17 protein-coding genes and 1 pseudogene are annotated in these 18,963 nt (G+C 74.6%); 4 read left to right on the top strand and 14 right to left on the bottom strand.

What is annotated here, in order from left to right; genetic code table 11:
* Positions 1–31: 31 nt before the first annotated feature.
* The 5 genes and pseudogenes from ABZY31_RS20875 to ABZY31_RS20855 all read right to left on the bottom strand — a co-directional run bounded on the left by ABZY31_RS20875 (position 32) and on the right by ABZY31_RS20855 (position 4,788).
* A complete protein-coding gene (locus tag ABZY31_RS20875; protein WP_356412495.1) occupies positions 32–859 on the bottom strand; it encodes a DUF6042 family protein in 828 nt (275 codons plus the stop codon).
* A gap of 112 nt (positions 860–971) precedes the next feature.
* Positions 972–1,094, bottom strand: coding sequence for a hypothetical protein (locus ABZY31_RS20870; RefSeq protein ID WP_356412493.1), 123 nt, complete (start codon positions 1,092–1,094; stop codon positions 972–974).
* Positions 1,095–1,190: 96 nt separating this feature from the next.
* Entirely contained in the window at positions 1,191–2,075 is an 885-nt protein-coding gene (locus tag ABZY31_RS20865; protein ID WP_356412491.1) for an AraC family transcriptional regulator, read from the bottom strand.
* A 558-nt stretch (positions 2,076–2,633) separates the two neighbouring features.
* Positions 2,634–4,037 (bottom strand): annotated as a pseudogene (locus tag ABZY31_RS20860) (family 2B encapsulin nanocompartment shell protein); the annotation flags it as partial.
* 157 nt (positions 4,038–4,194) lie between these two features.
* The gene (locus ABZY31_RS20855; RefSeq protein WP_356412490.1) at positions 4,195–4,788 is read right to left on the bottom strand and encodes a GNAT family N-acetyltransferase; all 594 of its coding nucleotides are present in this window, start codon (positions 4,786–4,788) and stop codon (positions 4,195–4,197) included.
* A gap of 646 nt (positions 4,789–5,434) precedes the next feature.
* Here ABZY31_RS20855 and ABZY31_RS20850 point away from each other — a divergent pair.
* A complete protein-coding gene (locus ABZY31_RS20850; RefSeq protein WP_356412489.1) occupies positions 5,435–5,773 on the top strand; it encodes a MerR family transcriptional regulator in 339 nt (112 codons plus the stop codon).
* Positions 5,774–5,855: 82 nt separating this feature from the next.
* Positions 5,856–6,950, top strand: a complete 1,095-nt coding sequence (locus tag ABZY31_RS20845) for a DUF5954 family protein (RefSeq protein ID WP_356412488.1) — start codon at positions 5,856–5,858, stop codon at positions 6,948–6,950.
* Between the two features lie 34 nt (positions 6,951–6,984).
* On the opposite strand, the gene ABZY31_RS20840 is transcribed toward ABZY31_RS20845, so the two are convergent.
* Both ABZY31_RS20840 and ABZY31_RS20835 read right to left on the bottom strand, forming a co-directional pair.
* Positions 6,985–7,881: an NAD(P)H-binding protein gene (locus ABZY31_RS20840; RefSeq protein ID WP_356412486.1), complete on the bottom strand. Its 897-nt coding sequence runs from the start codon at positions 7,879–7,881 to the stop codon at positions 6,985–6,987.
* A gap of 52 nt (positions 7,882–7,933) precedes the next feature.
* Positions 7,934–8,437, bottom strand: coding sequence for a DUF6817 domain-containing protein (locus tag ABZY31_RS20835; protein WP_356412569.1), 504 nt, complete (start codon positions 8,435–8,437; stop codon positions 7,934–7,936).
* A gap of 323 nt (positions 8,438–8,760) precedes the next feature.
* Here ABZY31_RS20835 and ABZY31_RS20830 point away from each other — a divergent pair, with 323 nt between their 5' ends.
* Positions 8,761–9,690: a LysR family transcriptional regulator gene (locus ABZY31_RS20830; protein WP_356412485.1), complete on the top strand. Its 930-nt coding sequence runs from the start codon at positions 8,761–8,763 to the stop codon at positions 9,688–9,690.
* Positions 9,691–9,920: 230 nt separating this feature from the next.
* On the opposite strand, the gene ABZY31_RS20825 is transcribed toward ABZY31_RS20830, so the two are convergent.
* The 3 genes from ABZY31_RS20825 to ABZY31_RS20815 are packed head-to-tail and all read right to left on the bottom strand — an operon-like array spanning position 9,921 to position 13,179.
* Positions 9,921–11,030: an acyl-CoA dehydrogenase family protein gene (locus ABZY31_RS20825; protein ID WP_356412483.1), complete on the bottom strand. Its 1,110-nt coding sequence runs from the start codon at positions 11,028–11,030 to the stop codon at positions 9,921–9,923.
* Positions 11,027–12,208 (bottom strand): acyl-CoA dehydrogenase family protein, encoded by a 1,182-nt coding sequence (locus ABZY31_RS20820; RefSeq protein ID WP_356412481.1) that lies wholly within the window; start codon positions 12,206–12,208, stop codon positions 11,027–11,029. The genes ABZY31_RS20825 and ABZY31_RS20820 overlap by 4 nt, the downstream gene beginning before the upstream one ends.
* Positions 12,205–13,179, bottom strand: a complete 975-nt coding sequence (locus ABZY31_RS20815; protein ID WP_356412480.1) for an NADPH:quinone oxidoreductase family protein — start codon at positions 13,177–13,179, stop codon at positions 12,205–12,207. Before ABZY31_RS20815 ends, ABZY31_RS20820 begins: the two co-directional genes overlap by 4 nt.
* A 166-nt stretch (positions 13,180–13,345) precedes the next feature.
* On the opposite strand from ABZY31_RS20815, the gene ABZY31_RS20810 reads away from it, so the two are divergent.
* Positions 13,346–14,341 (top strand): SDR family oxidoreductase, encoded by a 996-nt coding sequence (locus tag ABZY31_RS20810; RefSeq protein WP_356412478.1) that lies wholly within the window; start codon positions 13,346–13,348, stop codon positions 14,339–14,341.
* 43 nt (positions 14,342–14,384) lie between these two features.
* On the opposite strand, the gene ABZY31_RS20805 is transcribed toward ABZY31_RS20810, so the two are convergent.
* The 4 genes from ABZY31_RS20805 to ABZY31_RS20790 all read right to left on the bottom strand — a co-directional run bounded on the left by ABZY31_RS20805 (position 14,385) and on the right by ABZY31_RS20790 (position 18,742).
* The gene (locus ABZY31_RS20805; RefSeq protein WP_356412476.1) at positions 14,385–15,218 is read right to left on the bottom strand and encodes an enoyl-CoA hydratase/isomerase family protein; all 834 of its coding nucleotides are present in this window, start codon (positions 15,216–15,218) and stop codon (positions 14,385–14,387) included.
* Positions 15,219–15,281: 63 nt separating this feature from the next.
* On the bottom strand, positions 15,282–16,037 hold the full coding sequence (locus tag ABZY31_RS20800; protein ID WP_356412474.1) for a PIG-L deacetylase family protein: 756 nt from the start codon (positions 16,035–16,037) through the stop codon (positions 15,282–15,284).
* A 102-nt stretch (positions 16,038–16,139) separates the two neighbouring features.
* A complete protein-coding gene (locus ABZY31_RS20795; protein ID WP_356412472.1) occupies positions 16,140–17,456 on the bottom strand; it encodes an alpha/beta fold hydrolase in 1,317 nt (438 codons plus the stop codon).
* A 200-nt stretch (positions 17,457–17,656) separates the two neighbouring features.
* On the bottom strand, positions 17,657–18,742 hold the full coding sequence (locus ABZY31_RS20790; protein WP_356412470.1) for an S-(hydroxymethyl)mycothiol dehydrogenase: 1,086 nt from the start codon (positions 18,740–18,742) through the stop codon (positions 17,657–17,659).
* Positions 18,743–18,963 lie beyond the last annotated feature (221 nt).

Here is an 18,963-nt window from a genome sequence, read left to right as displayed (position 1 = left end):
GCGGCCGTACGGCCGCGCCCCGGGCGGCGGTTCAGGCACGGACCACCTGGATGCGGTCCTCCGCGACGCTGCGCCAGTCCACGACGATCTGGAAGCGGGCGTGGGCCGGCAGGTTCCGCGCGGCGACCGGCGCCGGCGGATCGCCCCGGTACATCGCGAGGTCGCCCTGCTCGTCGGCGAGGTGGTCGAGGGCTTCCCGGATCCGGTCCGCCGGAAGGCCGGTGGCCCGCTCCAGCCGCTGCAACGAGGTGGACACCCGCTCCGGCCGGCGCAGGGTGTCGGTGAAGTGGGCGAGCAGCGCCTGCTCGGCCGGTGCGACGCCGTCGTGGCGACGGATCCGCCGGATGCGCTCCAGCAGGTCGGCGGGCAGCGGGAGCACGTCGTCCGGGCGGGGCAGCTCGTCGGGCACCGACCAGCGCCCCTCGGACTCCCGCGCGAGGCCGAGGCGTTGCATGACGGCCGCCAGGTCGCGGACGGTCGAGGGCGCGGGGTGGGGCAGGGAGCGCAGCGCCTCCTCGAACCACTGCCGGTGCGCGGCGGCGGCCGCCGTGATCCGCGCCGCCTCCTCGGGGCTCTCCGCGAGCTCCACGCCCTCCTGGTCGAGCCACAGCAGCGGCGAGTCCAGTCCGTCGTCGCCGAGGCGGTACTTCCGCTGCCGGTCCCGGTCGCCGAGGACCTGGAAGGCGATGTCGTCGAGGCTCCCCTCCGCCCGCCGGCGCATCGCCGTCGCGAACAGCATGGCGAGCACCATCGCCTGGTGGCGCGGCGGCAGGACGAGGGTCCAGCAGCTCGTGAACCAGTCGGGGTGCAGGGACAGGGACCCGTCGGGCGCGTGCGCGGGGGTGGTGCGGGCAGGCATGCGGTCTCCGCTCGTAGCTCGTCGTACTACCGGGTAAACGACGAGGGAGCTCCGGAGTGCCGGTCAACCGTGCGATGACCCGGACCACTCGGCCGTCAGGAGCGGTACGGCGTCAGCGGCCGTCCGGTCCGCCGCCCTCGCGGCGGTTGCGGTTGCGCCGGCTGAGGGCCCCCACCAGGCCGATCAGGCCGCCGGCGAGCGCGCCGGACACGAGGATGCGCAGCAGGTCTTCCATCGAGAACGTCCCCCTGGTCGGATTGCCGGTCGGCTACGACGGGGACACTATCGACGGTCGCGGGGCCTGGCTTGGACAAAATCGACCTCGCCGCTCTCAGAGGGCCAGCGCGCCCTCCGCCAGACCGACGGCCGCCACCCGCCCCGGGGTGGTCCCGGCCAGGGCGCGGAATTCGCGGTTCAGGTGCGCCTGGTCGTAGAAGCCGCAGGCGGCGCTCACCTCGACGGGCGGCGCCGCGTCGTGCGTGAGGAGCCGCACGGCCCGGTGGAAGCGCAGCACCCGGCCGGACATCTTGGGCGTCAGGCCCACCTGTTCGGTGAAGCGGCGGGTCAAGTGCCCCTGGCTCCAGCCCACTTCGGCCGCGATGCGGCGGACCGGGACCGCTCCCCCGGCTCGCGACAGCAGCCGCCAGGCATGGCCCACCTCGGGTGCGGGTAGCGGGCCGGTGTCGAGCCGGGCCGACAGCGCGTGGTCCAGCAGGTCGAACCGGGCGCCCCAGTCGCGGGCGGCGGCCAGCCGTTCCACCAGCACCGCGGCCCCGGGGCCGAGGACGTCGCGCAGTTCGACGACCCGGTCGGTCAGTTCGCTCATCGGCATGGCGAACAGCCGGAAGGCGCCCAGGGGGGTCAGTTCGAGCCGGATCGCCTCCTGGCCACCGGGGTGGTCGCACACCCGGGGCCCGTTCTCCAGCCCCGCGACGAGCGAGCCGGTCACCCGGCTGGACGGGCCCGCGTCCCCGAGCCTGCGGATGTGGGCGAAGGGCTCCCCCAGGCTGATCACCACGACCGCCCGGCCGGTGGGCACCAGCCGCACCCGGTAGGGCGAGGGCGAGGCCGCCACCTCCCCGTACCCCGCGTAGCTGTGCACGATCGGGCGCAGGCGGGCGGGCCACGGCCGGGTCACCCGCCACCGCTCGCCCGCACCCACCCGGGTCACCTCGACGCCCCGACCGGCCACGCCCGCGCTTCCGACCAGCGGCATGCCCCACCCCCTCCGCTCCGCCCCAGCATCCCAGAGGGACCGCCCGGCGGTGTGCCCGGCCGCCGGGCCCGCCGGGGGCCGGCCCGGCGGCTCGCGGCGGCGGTGGGCTCGACCGGTCCGTCAGACGCGGTCGGCCGCGTCCGGCTCCGCCACGGGGTGGTGGTAGAGCCCGGGGACGGGTCGGCCCGCCGCCGGTCCGGGGAGCGGCGCCGGATCGGGATCCGCGGCGGACGGGGGGACCGGCGGCGCCACGGGCTCCCGGCGCGGGGTGAGGCGCAGGCCCGCCGTCCCCAGCCCGCTCGGGCCGCGCAGGACCCGTTCCAGGGCGGAGGGCGGGCCGGGCAGGGGGCGGTGGAGGGCGGCGGCGGCGCGGGGGCCTCGGGCGGGGCAAGGGCGGGGGCGTGGGCACCTGCGAGGACGTGGGCGCCGAAGTGCGTCGCGGCGGTCGGCGGGCTCGGCCGCAGCGGGGGAGGCCCGGGCTCGGGCATCCGTGGCTCCTTGGTGGGGTGGGCGGGCTGCCCGGAATCCGGGTACGCCTGGACGGAAGGACTCAGTCGGCCTGCGCGCGATCTGTACGTTCTCCAGCACGCCGAGCGCGTCGGGCACCAGGATCGCGGCGGAGTAGTAGGTGGTGACCAGGTAGGAGATGATCGACCGCTCGTCGATGCCCATGAAGCGCACGGACAGGCCCGGCTCGTACTCCTCCGGCAGCCCGGTCTGCGTCAGGCCGATGACGCCCTGGTTGTCCTCGCCGGTGCGCATGCAGAGGATCGAGCTGGTGTTCTCCTTGGTGATGGGGATCTTGCTGCAGGGCAGGATCAGGACCCCGCGCCAGGCCGGAACCTGCTGTCCGCCGAGGTCGACGTGGTCCGGGTAGAGCCCGCGGGCGTTGAACTCCCGGCCCACCGCCGCGATGGTCCGGGGGTGGGCGAGGAAGAACGTGGAACCGCGCCGGCGGCAGAGCACGTCGTCGAGGTCGTCCGGGGCGGGCGGCCCGGAGTGGGTCTGGATCCGCTGCTTGAAGGAGGCGTTGTGGAGCAGGCCGAACTCCCCGTTGTTGATGAGCTCGTGCTCCTGGCGCTCGCGCAGCGCCTCGATCGTGAGCCGGAGTTGCTCCCCGGTCTGGTCCATCGGCTCGTTGTAGAGGTCGGCGACCCGGGTGTGGACCCGCAGCACGGTCTGCGCGAGGAAGAGTTCGTCCTCGCGCCGGTGCAGTTCGTAGTCCACGAAGGTGCCGGGCAGCTCGGCCTCGCCGGTGTGGCCGGCGGACATCGCGATCTCGGCCTCGCCGTGCTTGTTCTGCCGCTGCGAGGGAAGCGTGCTGAACCGGCGGACGTGGGCCCGCAGGTCCGGCGAGCCGGACAGTGCGGCGGCGAAGTCGGCGCGGGACAGGGTGAGCAGGGTGCCCGCGGTCTCGGCGGTGACCGTGCAGTCCCAGCGGGCGTCGGCGTCCAGCAGGGCGTCCTCGCCGAACTGCTCGCCGTCGGCGAGGACCGCGACGGCCACCTCGTCGCCGTATGTGCCGACGGAGGTCTGGGAGACCCGGCCGTGGGCGATGAGGTGGACCTGCTCCGCGGCGGCGCCCCGCTCGACCAGGACCTCGCCGGACCGGAAGTCGCGCTGGACGCACCGGTCGGCGAGCGCGGTCAGCACCGCCAGGTCGTCGAAGCCCTTCAGCAGGGCCCGCTCCCCCAGTTCACGGGGGATCACGCGCACGCTCCCGCCGTCCTGGACGAATTCGACGCGGCCGTCGCCGACGGCGTAGCTCAGCCGGCGGTTCACCCGGTAGGTGCCACCCTTGGTCTCCACCCAGGGGAGCATCCGCAGCAGCCAGCGGGAGGTGATCTCCTGCATCTGCGGGGCGGACTTGGTCGTGGTGGCGAGATCACGGGCGTCCGCCGTGCCCAGGCCGGCTTGTCGAGGCGGCTCCACCTGGGCGTCCGGGCTGGTGTCAACGGTCATCGGCGGGATCTTCTTGGTGTGCGCGAGGCGGCGATCGGCGTCCCGGATGCGCGGTCGCCCTCGGCGAGGGCACACCGCGCACTCGCCCTCGCGAACCAGGTGACATTTACCTCGAAGCGGCGATCTTGTCCCGCGTCGGGTTTGAACGCCCGGGACGTCACCCCACCGGCGGCGATTCCCGGTGCCGGCGCAAATCCAGCATGCAGAAGACCTTGTCGTAGCGGCGCCGCCCGACGGCGACGAAGTCGGGCAGCCGGCCGTACTCGCTGAAACCGAGCGAGTGGTAGAGGTGCAGGGCGCTGCCGTTGTCGCCGCGGGCGTCCAGGGTGAGGACCTCGATCCCCGCCCGGTCCGCGTCGGCGATCAGGGCGCCCGTCAGCGCCCGGCCGATGCCGCGGCCGTGCGCGGCGGCCTCCACCGCGACCTTCTCCAGGTCGGCGTGCGGGCGATGGGTGGGGCGGGCGTAGCGCGTCCAGTAGCCGAACCCGGCCAGGCGGCGGCCGGCGTACGCGGCGCGCAGGGACGCGTCCCCCGCGTGGGCGGCGGCGATGACGCGGTCGAGGAGTCCGGCCACCTCGTCCGGCGAGGGGGGTTCGACCCAGCCGAGCGCCGCACCGCCGCGGACCAGGTCGGCCAGGATCCGGTGGGCCGACGCCGCGAACGCGGGCCGGAGCTCCGGATCGGCGGCCACCTCCCCCGCGTCGAAGAGCCGGAGATCGCCCGCCGCACCGCTGTCCGTCGTCCCGTTCATGGTCTGCAGCCTAGCCAGGCCGATTAGCTCACCGATGGACACGCAGAAATCTATGCTCGACGGAGTAGACATTGCGTTGCGACGTGGTTATGGTTTCTCTCGTAGCCGAGATCGACCAAGGCCCGGAGAGACGAACTGCCGGGCACGTAGTTGCAGTAGTTCAGTAGTTCTTGCAGGACACGCAGTGTGCAGAGCGGTGCGGTGGTGGAGTTTCGAAGCCAGGGCTTGTGCAGGACGGCGACGGGACTGACGACCGGACCGGGTGGCCCGCGGTGATCAGGGGCCGCCGAGAGCAGTGGTCCGGTAAAGGCGTCGGCTGCGGACGCGCGTACCGGACGCAGAGCAGGACCCGCAGTACGCAGTTCAGCAAGGCAAGTGATCGACCCAGAGGGAAGAACGGAGGAGCAGAGCGCCATCAGGATCGCCCGGGCGGAACCATTGAGTCCGGGTACCGCAGGACATCGATAGTGAGGTGGTCTCCGGTCAAGCAACCGCGATCCCCGCGCCTCCGGCCGCATGCCGACCGGACCCGCGGAAACAGAAGGCCGGCGCAGGACTGAGGCCGGCAGATGGTGTAGCAGTTCCTTCGGGGCCTTGGTGCCGTATGGCACCAAGGCCCCTCCACGCGTTCCACAGAGAGGTGCAAATGACGGCAAACGACTCGTTCGGCCGGCTCGATGACGACGACTACCCCGCCTACACCATGGGCCGGGCGGCCGCCATGCTCGGAACCACCCAGGGGTTCCTGCGTGCCATCGGCGAAGCCCGGCTCATCACCCCGCTGCGCTCCGAGGGCGGGCACCGGCGCTACTCCCGCTACCAGCTGCGCATCGCCGCCCGCGCGCGGGAACTCGTCGACCAGGGCACCCCGGTCGAGGCCGCGTGCCGGATCGTCATCCTGGAAGACCAGCTGGAAGAAGCACAGCGCCTGAACGCCGAATACCGCCGCGCCGGCGAGGTGGCGCAGCCCCCGGCCGCGGTCTGACGGTCCCCTCCGCCGCGGCCCGTGAGGGGGAGGGATCCCCGAATCGGCAGCGGTGCGGGGCTCCGGTCGCCAGGATGGGGGCATGGAGCATGGGGATGCGGGGCGGAGCGCGGGGCGGCCGATCGTGGTGCGGGTACCGGTCGAGCCGGTGGAGGCCGCGATGGAGGCCGACGCGGTGGACGCGGCGGCCCAGGTCGGCGAGGTGGTCGTGCGCGGGCCGCTCTTCGGGGTGGCGGCGCAGTATCCGGGTGATGCGGGTCGGTGGCACGTGGTCGTCGCGATCATGGAGCCGTGCCCGCAGATCGCGCGCGACAGTCTGAACTCGAAGCTGTGGTTCCGCGCGAAGGACGAGGCGAAGGACCGGGCGGAGCGGCGGGCACTGCTCGCGGCGGTGGCCCGGCTGGAGACCGAGCGGGTCGACGACCTCGACGTGGCCGGGACCCGGTACCGGGTCGTGCGGGCCGAGGAGTACGCGGGCTCGGGCCCCGACGGGATCGAGCAACCGCGCCCGACCGACCCGGAGCCACTGGTTCCCGACTGGGTCCGCGGGGCGCAGGGGCCGGAGATCGACGACGCCCTGGTCCTCGACCCGGACGAGCCGGTTCCGCCGACCCGGGCCGGGGAACAGCTGGCCCTGCGCGGTCTGCGCTACAGCGGAACGCGGTTTCCCGAAGCGGTGCTCGCCGACTCGCGGCGGGCCCTGGAGAGCCACCCGGACGTTCTGGTGCTGCCGCCTACCTTCACCGTCGTGGAACGGACGAGCGCCCGGCACTGGGAACCGGTCAGCGGTCCGCACGTCAGCGCGCACGAAGCCCGCAAGTCCATGGACTTCACCCTGACCTGGGCGTGGCCGCGGATGCGCGGGCTCATCCCCCTCGACGCCGACACGAGCGCGGACGCCCGTACCGAGACCCGGGACGCCGGGGCGGGCACCGTTCCCGGCGCGCGCAACGGTGAGCTGGCCGCATACGCCGAGGCCGCCGACGCGCTGCGTGCCGGGCGCGTGAACCGGCTGGAGTTCCAGGGGACGGTGTACCAGATCGCCCGCACCCGGCGTCTGCTGCGCTGGGGTCCCGACGGGCCCGAGGGACCGCGCCCCTCCGACGTCAACAGCCAGGAACCGACCCGGATCCACCTGGCCCTCGACGAGGACGGCAACGTCGTTCCCGAGGAGTGAACCCGCCGGGCCCCTCCGCGACCCGGCGCGCGCATCATCCCGGGGCGTCGGCGAGCCGGTGGCGCAGGTGGGCGTGGGCCCAGGCGGCCAGGGAGGTCGGGGTGGTGGTCCGGACGGTGCGGCGCTGCTCGGGTACGAATCCTTCGCGCAGACCCGTCGACATGCCCATGACGGCCTCGACCAGGCCGTCGGTCATCCCGGTCCCGCGGAGCCGGGTGCGCATGGCCTCGTCGGTGATCCGTTCCACGCCGATCGGCCGGCCGGTGGCGGTGGTGAGGATGTCGGCGACCTGCTCCCAGGTGAGGTCGGCGGGGCCGTGGACCGCCTGCACGGTACGTCCCGACCAGCCGGGAGAGAGCAGGCGGGTGGCGGCGACCTCGGCGATGTCGCGGGGAGCGACCCAGGCCATGGGCTGGTCCAGCGGAAGGATCACCGGGAGGGTGCCCGTCCGCAGGGCGTCGAGCTGCAGCTCCAGATTGGTGAAGAAGTAGCCGCAGCGCAGATGGGTGACGTCGGTGCCCGTGTCGGCGGCGGCCGCGTCCAGCGCGGTCTCGGTGTGCGCCAGGCCATCGATCTCACCCGCGCCGTGCCGTTTCTCCGCCCCGATGCTGCTCTGGAAGACGACACGGCCGATGCAGTTCTCCCTGACGGCGCGGACCACGGCGGCGGTGGCGCGCGCGTAGTCGGCGAGGGGGTCCTGGCTCCCGGTGGTCGGGTCGACCCAGAACAGGGCGTCCACCGCGCGGGTGGCGGCCGCGACCGCCTCCGGGTCGTACTGGTCGACCCGCACGGCGTCCACTTCCCCGCGGATCCCGGGGGCGAGCCGGCCGGGGTCGCGCAGCAGCACGCGCGGCCGGATCCCGGCGCGGATCAGCGTGGTGACGACGTGCCGGCCGACATTGCCGGTCGGAGTGGTGACGGCGATCTGCATGGCGTCCTCTCGTTCGGTACGGGCGGTCCCTTTACGCGCCGCCCGCGTCCGGTCATTCGAGCAGGCTGCGGCAGTCCGCCCGGGCAGGACCGCTCAGCAGCGGCCGCAGTCGGGTGAACAGGATGAGCAGTCCGATGCGCGCCTGCCCCCGGAAGACGGGGTCGATGTCGGCGAGGTCGAGTTCGTTGGCGGCCGTCAGCTCGGCGACGTCGCGCCGCTGCTGCGCCGACGGGACGTGGAGGCCTCCGGTGAACCGGTCGCGGAAGGCGCCACCGGGCTCCGCGAGCGTCGGATACGTGGCATGCCGGTCGCACGACGCGTAGAGGTGGACGAGGGCTTCGGCCTCGGCGCCGATCACCTCGGCGAGCACCGTGCGGCGCTCAAGGCTCAGCAGGGCGGTGGGGAATCCGTCGGTCCCGTAGCAGGCGTGGCACAGGCCCGCCAGCTGGAGGGCCGGACGGGCGTCCCACCGGGCGAGCCGGGCGCGGACGCGCTGGAGGTGGGCGAGGAGGGTGCCGCCGGGGTGGGCGATGTCCGCGGCCCCCCGTTCGTACAGGAGCGAAACGGCCCGGTCGGTGACCGTGTCGCCGCGGGCGGCAGCGGGCCGGGAGCCGGGTGCTGGACCGGGCGCGGGGTCGGGCACTGAACCGGTGGCAGGGGGTGCGGGCACGGGGCGGTCCTTTCGGTCCCTCGACGGCAGAGGTCGACACCCGTCCGTGCCTCCGCCTCTGGTCCGGACCCGGCGGAAGCGCCGGACGGGTTGCCGCCTGGGCCCTGCACACGATCCTCCTGAAACGGCGGACCCCAGTCAATCCTATGATTTTCTCGCCATGTCCCAGCTCTGGCTGGGGAGTTGGTGGGAAGGTTAGCGTGGGCGACATGACTCTGGACGACCTGCGCGTCTTCGTGGCCGTGTGCCGGGCGGGCAGCCTCAGCGCCGTCGCCCGCCAACTGGAGCGGACCCAGTCGGCGGTGAGCCAGCACGTGAAGCGGCTGGAGCGGGAGGCCGGTGTGGCCCTGCTGGAGCGCCAGCCGCGCGGGGTGGTGCCGACGCACGCGGGGCGCGTCCTGTGCGACGCCGCCTCGGACGGCATCGCCGGCCTGGATCTGGCGCTGCGGCGCATCGCGGACCTCGCCCACGGCGAGAGCGGCTCCGTCCGCGTCACCACGGGCGGCACCACGGTGCGGCACTTCATGTCCGAGGCGATCGTCGCCTTCCGGCAGCGCTACCCGAAGGTCAGTCTGGAGTTCCGGACGGAAACGTCGAGCCGCAGCTGTTTCGACGCCCTCACCGCCGGAAACCTCGACCTCGCCTGGGTCACGATCGACGGCCCCGTGCGCGGCATCGAGCAGCGCCCCGTCGTCGCGCTGCCCTGGGTGCTGGCCGTCCGCGCCGACGACCCGCTCGCGGGCCGACCGTACGCCGGCCCGGCCGATCTCGCCGGCAGCAGTCTCATCCGGCTCCCCCCCAACTCCACCTCGGGGGCGCGCCTGGACGCCGCGCTCGCCGAGCTGGGTGTCCGCGGCGGCTCCGACACCGGCGTCGCCGACTGGGACACCGCGCTGCTCCTGGCCGAACTCGGTCTCGGTCACGCCGTCGTGCCCGCCCTGGCAGGGTGGCGGATCCCGGGGGACGGTCCCCTGCGCCTGGTCCCGCTGCCCGACCTGCCGCCGCTCCCGGTCGGCTGGGCCGTGCGTCGCTGGGACGCGCTGACCCCGCTCGCCCGGGTCTTCGCCGACGCCGTGGCCCGCGGCTGCGGCGCGCGGGACGCCCCCGTCCGGCCCGGCGAGGACCCCGAGCCCGGGTGAGCGGCCGGGGGCCGGGGCTCATTGTTCCCGGCGACGCAGGCGGCAAGGCGGGCGGGCGCGCGGCCGGTTGCCGTCAGGCACCGGCCGCCCGGACCGGCGCGGTGTGCGCGTCCGGGCCGGCTGCGCGGCCCCGGGGCCGGGCCGCTACCGGCCGCCATCGCCTCATCCAGCATGACGCTCCCGCTCGGCCGTTCCCGCCCGGTGCGTTCGCGACGGCCGTACGGATGCCCTCAGGGCGCCGGGAGTTCGGCGAACTCGGCCACCAGGGCCCGGTGGTGGCCCGCGGTGCCGAGGGCCAGGGAGTCGGCCTTGGCGCGTTTGAGGTAGAGGTGCGCGGGGTGTTCCCAGGTCATGCCGATGCCGCCGTGCAGCTGGACGCACTCCTCGGCGGCCCGGACGGCGACGCCCGAGCAGTAGGCCTGGGCGACGGCCACGGCCAGGGGTGCGTCCGGGGCCGAGGCCGCCAGGGCGTCGGCGGCGGCGCGGGCCACCGCCCGGGCCGAGGCGACGTCCAGCCACAGCTGCGCTAGGCGGTGCTTGAGGGCTTGGAACGAGCCGATGGGCCGGTTGAACTGGTGCCGGGTGCGGACGTGGGCCACGGTCTCCTCCAGGCACCACTGCGCGAGCCCGAGCTGCTCCGAGGCCAGCAGGCCCGCGCCGGCGAGCAGCGCCCCCGCGATCGCGGCGCGGGCGCCGGCGGGATCCGCGAGCCGGGTGCCGCGCGCCCCCTCCAGGGTGACGGCGGCCAGCGGCCGGGTCAGGTCGAGCGGGACCTGCGGGTCGATCCGGGCCTGCTCGGCGGGAACGGCGTACAGCCCGGTGTCGGCGAGGACCAGCAGCACGTCGGCGGCGGCCGCGTCGGCGACCGCGGTGACCGTGCCGCCGAGCACCCCGTCCCCGGCGTCCCGCACGGCGACGGGCGGCGCTCCGGGGGCGAGGGTGAGCGGCAGGACCGGGACGCACACGCGGGTACCCGATGCCAGCTCGGCGAGCAGCCCGGCCACGGCGGGGTGCTGGCAGTCGCACTCCAGCAGGATCGCGGTCGCCAGGACGGAGCTGGTCAGGTAGGGGACGGGGGCGACGGCCCGGCCCAGTTCCTCCAGGACGACGGCGGCCTCGCGGTGGCTCGCCCCCTGCCCGCCGAGCTTCTCCGGCACCAGCAGTCCGGCGGCGCCGATGCCCGAGGCGAGGGTGGACCAGAGCTCAGGGTCGTGGGGGCTGCCGCTTTCCAGGCGCCCGAGGAGGGCCGCGGGGGCGCAGCGGTCGGCGAGCAGCGCCCGTACCGCCGAGCGCAGTTCTTCCTCGGTGTCGGAGTAGAGGAGGTCGGGGGTGGAGGTCATCGGGCCAGGTCCTTCCAGGCGAGGTCCTTGTCGTCGCGCGGCTCGGGGGGCAGGCCCAGGACGCGTTCGGCGACGACGTTGAGGAGGACCTCGCTGGTCCCGCCCTCGATGCTGTTGCCCTTGGCGCGCAGGTAGCGGTATCCGGCGTCGCGGCCGGTGAAGTCGACCAGTTCGGGGCGGCGCATGGTCCAGTCCTCGTACAAGAGGCCCTCTTCGCCGAGGAGTTCCACCTCCAGGCCGCTGATCTCCTGGTTGAGGCGGGCGAAGGTGAGCTTCATGCCCGAGCCCTCGGGTCCGGGTGCCCCGGCGGCGAGCTGCTGGCGCAGCCGTTCACCGGTGAGGCGGGCCACCTCGGCCTCGACCCACAGGCCCAGCAGCCGCTGGTGCAGGGCGTGGGTGCGCAGTGCGGGGCGTTCGCGCCAGGCGGCGGCGACGGGCGCGATCATGCCGCCCTCGCGCGGGATCCGCATGCCGCCGATGGAGACGCGTTCGTTCATGAGGGTGGTGCGGGCGACCTCCCAGCCCTGGCCGACCTCGCCGAGGCGGTGGGCGTCGGGGATCCGTACGCCGGTGAGGAAGACCTCGTTGAACTCGGCTTCGCCCGTGATCTGGCGCAGCGGCCGGACCTCGACGCCGGGGGCGCTCATGTCGCACAGGAAGTAGGTGATGCCCTTGTGCTTGGGCACGGCGGGGTCGGTGCGGGCGATCAGGATGGCCCAGCGGGCAGTGTGCGCGCTGGAGGTCCACACCTTCTGGCCGTCGACGATCCAGTCGTCGCCGTCGCGCACCGCGCGGGTGCCGAGCGCGGCGAGGTCCGATCCGGCGCCGGGCTCGCTGAACAGCTGGCACCAGACCTCCTCCCCCACCCACAGGGGGCGCAGGAAGCGGCGCTTCTGCTCGTCGGTGCCGTAGGCGAGGAGGGTGGGCGCGGCCATGCCGAGTCCGATGCCGATGCGGCGCGGGTCGTTGTCGGGGGCTCCGGCGGCTTCGAGTTCGGCGTCCACGACCACCTGGAGGGCGCGCGGGGCGCCGAGGCCGCCGAGGCCCTCGGGGTAGTGCACCCAGGCGAGCCCGGCGTCGAAGCGGGCGCGCAGGAAGTCGGTGCGGGGGGTGTCGGCGGGCGGGTGGGCGGCGAGCAGCGCGCGGGTGCGGTCGAGGACGTCGTCGGCGGTGGTCACCGGGCACCTCCGTCCAGGGCCGGTACGACGACCAGGCGGCCGGTGGTGGTGCCGTCGGCGAGGCGCTGGACGGCGTCGGCGGCTCCGGCGAGCGGGACCCGTTCGCTGACGAGGGGTTTGATGGCGCCGTCGGCCGCGAGGCGGGTGAGTTCGGTGTGGCAGGCGAGGACGGCCGCCGGTTCCCTGCTCGCGTACAGGCCCCAGTGGAGGCCGACAATGGCGTAGTTCTTGACGAGGGCGTGGTTGAGGGCGGGGGCCGGGATGGTGCCGCTCGCGAAGCCGACGACCAGGATCCGGCCCTCGAAGGCGACGCATTTGGCGGAGGCGGTGTAGGCGTCGCCGCCGACCGGGTCGTAGACGACGTCGGCGCCCCGGCCGCCGGTGAACTCCTTGACCCGGGCGACCAGGTCCTCGGTGTGGCGGTCGATGACCAGGTCGCAGCCGAGTTCCTCGGCGGCGGCCGCTTTGGCCTTGCCGCCGACGACGCCGATGACGGTGGCTCCGGCGGCCTTGCCGAGCTGGACGGCGGCGCTGCCGACGCCCCCGGCGGCGGCGTGCACGAGGAGCGTCTCGCCGGGCTGGAGCCGGGCCCGGCGGTGGAGGCCGAACCAGCCGGTCTGGTAGCCGATGTGCAGGGCCGCGGCCTCGGCGTCGTCGAGGCTGTCGGGCGCGGGCAGCAGGGCGCGCGCGTCGGCGAGGACGTGGGTGGCGAAACCGCCGTGCGGGAGGGCCGGGTTGGCGATGACGCGGCGGCCGTCCTCGGTCTCGCCGCAGATCTCGACGCCGGGGGTGAAGGGCAGCGGCGGCCGGATCTGGTACTGGCCCCGGCAGAGCAGGGCGTCGGGGAAGTTGACGTTGGCCGCGAGCACCTTGAGCTTCACCTGGCCCTCGCCGGGCACCGGTTCGGGAATCTCTTCGAGGCGCATGGCCTCACGGGGCTCACCCGGGGTATGTACTCGCCATGCCTGCATCCGGGGCCTCCAGCCGCCGTCGGGGAACCACGCTCCGCGGGCATACTAAGCGGTCGCTTGCCGTGTTGGGAACCCATGCGGGCCGTTGGGGAACCAGTTCCTCCGGACCGCCGCCAACCGCTGCGCGCCCCTGGTGATCTGAGCCCGGGCGCGCTATCGATGCCCCATGCAGCTCCCCGAGAACCCCCCGGCCGGACGGCCCGCGCCCGCCACCCCGACGCCCCCTGCCACACGGGCCGCACGAGCCGCGTCACCTTCCCCGCGCAAGCCGCCCCCGCCCGGTGGCCTGCCCGGGCCGCCGCCCCTCGGCGCCGCCGCGCTCGCGCCCGGGACGTACGCCGGTCAGGTGGTCCTGGTCACCGGCGGCGGCAGCGGGCTGGGCAAGGCGATCGCCGCCGAGTTCGCCCGGCTCGGCGCGGACCTGGTGATCGCAAGCCGCCGCGCGGAGCGGCTGGAGGCGGCGCGCGAGGAGCTGGCGGCCGTCCCCGGGGCGGGCCGGGTGAGGGCGGCCGTGTGTGACATCCGGGACCCGGAGCGGGTCGCGGAGGTCTTCGACGCCGCCGAGGCCGCGCTCGGCCTGCCCGACGTGCTCGTCAACAACGCGGCGGCCAATTTCCCCTGCCCGGCGGAGGACCTCTCCCCCAATGCCTGGCGGGCGGTGGTCGACATCACCCTGACGGGCACCTGGTTCATGACCCGCGAGTTCGGCCGCCGGCACCTGGCCGCGGGTACGCCCGGGTCGATCGTCAGCATCGGCGCCTCCTACGCCTGGACGGGCGGCCCCGGCTTCGCGCACAGCGCGGCCGCCAAGGCGGGGGTGAAGAACCTGGTGGAGACCCTGGCGGTCGAGTGGGGACCGTACGGGATACGGATCAACGGCCTGGTGCCGGGCCTCTTCCCGCACGAGGACATGACCGAGGACATCCGGGGCGGCCTCGACCCAGCGGGCTCCGGGGCCGAGGACGCCCGCCAGCCCGCGCTGCGGGTCGGCCGGCCCCGTGAGCTTGGCTGGGCGGCGACCTTCCTGGCCTCGCCCTACGCCCGCTTCGTCACCGGGCACACGCTGGTGGTGGACGGCGCGAACTGGCAGCGCCGCTCCGTGGTCGCCCCGGGGGTGGTCCCGGTCCGCGAGCAGCTGGGCCGCGGGCCCTTCGAGGCGTGAACGGCGCGGCGGGGGCGGGGACGGGGACGGGGACGGGGGCGGTTCAGCGCCCTTCGAAGCGCGGGGTGCGGCGGGCGGCCTTCGCGGTGTAGCCCTCGCGACAGTCCTCCGAGGTCAGGGTCAGGGCCGCGGTCATCGCCACCCGGTCCAGGGCGCCCGGCAGGTTCGCGTCGGCGTAGGCGTCGATCGCCCGCTTGATGCCCTGGACCGCGAGCGGGGCGTTGGCCGCGATCTCCACCGCCAGGGCCCGCGCCTCGGCATCCAGGTCCACGCGGGTGGTCACCCGTTGGACCAGGTGCAGCCGCTCGGCCGTCGCCGCGTCGATCCGGCGGCCGGTCAGCGCGAGCGTCTTCGCCCAGCCCGCCCCGGCCTCGCGGGCGATGCGCAGGTCGCCGCCCGCGTCCACCGCCACGCCCAGCGAGGCCTCCGGCAGCGCGAAGACGGCGTCGTCCGCGGCGACCCGGATGTCCGCCATCAGGGCCAGCTCGAAGCCGAAGCCGAGGCAGTAGCCCTGGACGGCGGCGACCACGGGCTGCGGGAGCCGGGCGAACACGGCGAAGCGCTCGTGCGCCCAGCGGACACCCTCGTAGTAGTCACGGGTCCGTTCGGCGGGCGAGGTGGCGGTGAAGGCTCCGCCGGGGGCGGTGACGTCGATGCCCGCACAGAAGGCCCGCCCCTCGGCGCGCAAGAGCACCGCCCGCACGGAGCCGTCGAAGCGGATCCGGTCGGCGAGCAGGCCGAGCTGGCGGGTGGACTCCCAGCTCCAGCCGTTCAGCTTCCCGGGACGGCACAGGGTGAGGACCGCGAGTCCGTCCGCGACCTCCAGACGGATCCGTTCCTCACCCTCCCGGATCTCCGTGGACACCGTGTCGATCACGCCCAGCCCCCCTCGGATCTGACGATGCGTCAGGATAGGGGTGGAGTGAGGGCGGGGGAAGGGTCAGCGCGGGAAGACCTCGAACGCCACGGCGGGCCGGCCGCCGAACCGGGGCGCCACCCGCTCGGCGTTCGCGGTCAGGAAGCCGCGCACGTAGGTCTCGGGGTCCTCGTCCGTCAGGCCCTCGATGTACGCGCGGTGCTCCAGCAGGGACGCGACCGACCGCTCGAAGCCCGGGCCCGCGTCCACCGCGTGCGTGGGCGTGGCGGTGCCGGCCACCGCCACCCAGCGCACCCCGTTCCAGGGCTCCAGGCCCTGCTCGGTGAGGAGTTCGGGGAAGATCCAGCGGTTGCCCGCGTCACCGGCGGCGTCCAGGGTGGCCCGGCCGACCGCCCGGTGGTCGGGGGTGTTCCAGTACCCGCCGCCGCCCTCGCCGCCCCAGGTGTCCCGGTGGTTCAGCGTGACGACCAGTTCGGGGCGGTGGCGGCGGATCGCGGCCGCGATGTCGCGGCGCAGGCCGAGACCGTACTCGATCACTCCGTCGCGGTGGTCCAGGAACTCCACGGAACGCACGCCGACGACGGCCGCGCTCGCGCGCTGCTCGGCCTCGCGCAGCGGGGCGCACTGCGCGGGTCCGAGCCCGTCGATCCCCGCCTCGCCGCGCGTGGCCAGTACGTAGACGACCTCCCGGCCGCCGTCCGTCCAGTCCGCGACCGCGGCCGCCCCGCCGTATTCCAGATCGTCCGGATGGGCGACGACGGCCAGCGCGCGCTGCCAGTCGGTGGGCATCGGTTCCAGCTGATTCGGTGCATCGGTCATGGGGCGCACGATAGGCGACGGGCCCGGCGGACGGACGCCGACCTGCCATACCCGGGGACGGCACGGCGGGCCGGGTGGACCGCCGCGCCGTCGCCCGGCGGCTCAGACCTCGTCGCGGACCAGGGCGAGCAGGCGGTCCAGGACCCGGGGGCCGCCCGCGCGGACCCCGTCGTGCTCGAACTCGTCCGTCACCCAGGTGCGCAGGCCGCGAACGGCCCGGGCGGTGGCCAGCGAGTGGGCCGTGTCGACGTACATGTCGTCGTGGTAGACGGCCGCCGCCACCGGCACCTCGTTCGCCGCGAGGCGCGCCGGGTCGTAGAGGGGCTGCCAGCCGGTGCGGGCCGCGAGGGCCTCCGCGGTCGCGCGGAGCGGGGCCAGGGCCGGGTCCGTGGTGAAGTGCCAGGGGTGGATGCTCTCGCCGGTGAAGAGGAGCGGCTCGTCCCCGGCCAGGGTCTTGGCGGCGTCGAAGCGGGAGTCCGCAGCGCGCACCCGTTCGGCGGCCCAGGCGGTGGGGGCGGCCGGGTCCTGGGCGTAGATCGCCTCGTGCAGGAGCGCGTACAGCGGGTGCCCGGCGAAGGACAGCAGCGGCCGGACGCCGTCCAGGAAGGCGTCGGAGAGGGCGGGTCCCGCGGGGGTGGGGACGAAGGCGTCCTCCAGGAGGTAGTGCAGCTGGTGGCTGCCGTCACCGCCGCCGAGGAGGATCCCCAGGGACTGGAAGGCCTCGGGGGTGAGCGGGTGGCCGCCGGGGAGTTCGGTGGGGTGCTCGGCGAGGTGGGCGGCGATGGCGCGGGCGCGTTCGACGTCCATCGGGTAACGGGCGTAGTGCGCCAGGTTCTTGCGCTCGACGCGCGGGACCGCCGTGGCATAGACCTCGTCGGCGGTGGCGTCGAGGGACGGCAGGCCGCCGGTGATCAGCGCGGCGCTGAGCCCCTCGGGCGCGGCGCCGAGGTAGTGGGTGACGCAGAACCCGCCGAAGCTCTGGCCGAGTACGGTCCAGGGTGCGCCGCCGGTGAGGGCGGGGCGGATGGCTTCGCAGTCGCGGACGATCGCGTCGGCGCGGAAGTGGGCGAGGTAGTCGGCCTGTTCGGCGGGGCCGCCGCGCAGCGGGAGGGTCTGGCGGTTCGCGGGGGTGGAACGGCCGGTGCCGCGCTGGTCCAGGAGGAGGACGCGGAACTCGGTCAGGGCCCGGTCCAGCCAGGCCTGGCGGCCGGTGAAGCGGCGGGCACCGAAGCCGGGGCCGCCCTCCAGGTAGAGCAGCCAGGGCAGCGTGGCCGGGTCCTTGCCCGTCGCCACGGCCTCGCGGGCGTACAGCTCGATGCGCTCGCCGTCCGGGCGGTCGTGGTCCAGCGGGACCGTGAAGCGGTGGTCGGTCAGGACTACGCCGGGCTGGCGGTAGCTGGGGCTGTGGCTGTGGGTCACGGACGATCCAAGGGTCGGGTGCGGTGGGTTCCGGTGCGGTGGGTTCCGGTGCGGGCCGTGCGGGCCCGGTGCTGCCTCCGGCGGCGCCTCAAACGCCGGCGGGGCTGACATCGCGGCGCCGTGGTCCGTCGGCGGGGCTGATGTGGCGCGCCTTGGGCCGACGGCGGGCCCCGGGCCGGGGGGTGGCCCGGGGCTTGTGGTCAGAAGAGGACGACCGAGCGGAGGACTTCGCCGCGTTCCATGCGGGCGAAGGCTTCCTCCACGTCGTCGAGCGCGATGGTCTCGGAGACGAACGCGTCGAGGTCGAGGCGGCCCTGGAGGTAGAGGTCGATCAACAGCGGGAAGTCCCGCTCGGGCAGGCAGTCCCCGTACCAGGAGGACTTGAGGGCGCCGCCGCGGCCGAAGACGTCGAGCAGCGGGAGTTCGAGGGCCATCTCCGGGGTGGGGACGCCGACCAGCACCACGGTGCCGGCCAGGTCGCGGGCGTAGAACGCCTGCCGGTAGGTCTCGGGGCGGCCGACGGCGTCGATGACCACGTCCGCTCCGTTGCCGCCGGTCAGCGCCTGGACCGCCTTGACCACGTCCTCGGTACGGCCGTTGACGGTGTGGGTGGCGCCCAGCCCCCTGGCCTGTTCCAGCTTGCGGTCGTCCAGGTCCACCGCGATGATCCGGCCCGCACCGGCGAGCCGGGCCCCGGCGACGGCCGCGTTGCCCACGCCGCCGCAGCCGATGACGGCCACCGAGTCGCCGCGGCCGACGTTCCCGGTGTTGAGGGCCGCGCCGAGGCCCGCCATCACCCCGCAGCCCAGCAGTCCGGCGGCGGCGGCCGAGGCCGCCGGGTCCACCTTGGTGCACTGGCCGGCGGCGACCAGGGTCTTCTCGGCGAAGGCTCCGATGCCCAGCGCCGGGGAGAGCGGAGTGCCGTCCTCCAGGGTCATGGACTGGGTGGCGTTGTGGGTGTCGAAGCAGTACCAGGGGCGCCCGCGCTTGCAGGCGCGGCAGCGGCCGCACACGGCGCGCCAGTTGAGGATCACGAAGTCGCCAGGGGCGACGCCGGTGACATCGGGGCCGACGGCCTCCACCACTCCGGCGGCCTCGTGGCCGAGGAGGAAGGGGAAGGCGTCGTTGATGCCGCCCTCCCGGTAGTGCAGGTCGGTGTGGCAGACCCCGCAGGCCTGGACCTGGACGAGCGCCTCGCCCGGCCCCGGGTCGGGCACGAGGATCGTTGTCGTCTCCACCGGCGCGCCCTTGCTCCGTGCGATGACCCCTCGTACGCGATGCGTCACGTCATACCCCGCTCTCCTGTGATCCGTCCCGTGCTGCGAACGTACACGGCGGGAGCCTCCCGTCGGGGCCACCGGCACACTTCGGGCGGCCGACGGCGCCCCGGAACCGCACGCCGGGGTCCCGCGGACGCCGGAAGCGCCGCCCGGGTGCGCGGAACTGCCGGAGGCGGCGCGGCCGGTGGAGGTGCGAGAAACACCTTTAGAGGCAGCTAGGGGTGATT

The organism is Streptomyces sp. NPDC006529, assembly GCF_040611795.1.
Lineage (GTDB): Bacteria > Actinomycetota > Actinomycetes > Streptomycetales > Streptomycetaceae > Streptomyces.
The sequence above is the reverse complement of the archived record's forward strand: the minus strand, read 5'-3'. Positions and strand labels throughout refer to the sequence as shown.

Coding starts and splice junctions, on each gene's coding strand:
- ABZY31_RS20810 (WP_356412478.1), top strand. CDS start 13,346: ATGCAGCTCCCCGAGAACCCCCCGGCCGGACGGCCCGCGCCCGCCACC.
- ABZY31_RS20865 (WP_356412491.1), bottom strand. CDS start 2,075: ATGCCGCTGGTCGGAAGCGCGGGCGTGGCCGGTCGGGGCGTCGAGGTG.
- ABZY31_RS20800 (WP_356412474.1), bottom strand. CDS start 16,037: ATGACCGATGCACCGAATCAGCTGGAACCGATGCCCACCGACTGGCAG.
- ABZY31_RS20825 (WP_356412483.1), bottom strand. CDS start 11,030: ATGACCTCCACCCCCGACCTCCTCTACTCCGACACCGAGGAAGAACTG.
- ABZY31_RS20840 (WP_356412486.1), bottom strand. CDS start 7,881: ATGCAGATCGCCGTCACCACTCCGACCGGCAATGTCGGCCGGCACGTC.
- ABZY31_RS20855 (WP_356412490.1), bottom strand. CDS start 4,788: ATGAACGGGACGACGGACAGCGGTGCGGCGGGCGATCTCCGGCTCTTC.
- ABZY31_RS20870 (WP_356412493.1), bottom strand. CDS start 1,094: ATGGAAGACCTGCTGCGCATCCTCGTGTCCGGCGCGCTCGCCGGCGGC.
- ABZY31_RS20875 (WP_356412495.1), bottom strand. CDS start 859: ATGCCTGCCCGCACCACCCCCGCGCACGCGCCCGACGGGTCCCTGTCC.
- ABZY31_RS20815 (WP_356412480.1), bottom strand. CDS start 13,179: ATGCAGGCATGGCGAGTACATACCCCGGGTGAGCCCCGTGAGGCCATG.
- ABZY31_RS20850 (WP_356412489.1), top strand. CDS start 5,435: ATGACGGCAAACGACTCGTTCGGCCGGCTCGATGACGACGACTACCCC.
- ABZY31_RS20845 (WP_356412488.1), top strand. CDS start 5,856: ATGGAGCATGGGGATGCGGGGCGGAGCGCGGGGCGGCCGATCGTGGTG.
- ABZY31_RS20830 (WP_356412485.1), top strand. CDS start 8,761: ATGACTCTGGACGACCTGCGCGTCTTCGTGGCCGTGTGCCGGGCGGGC.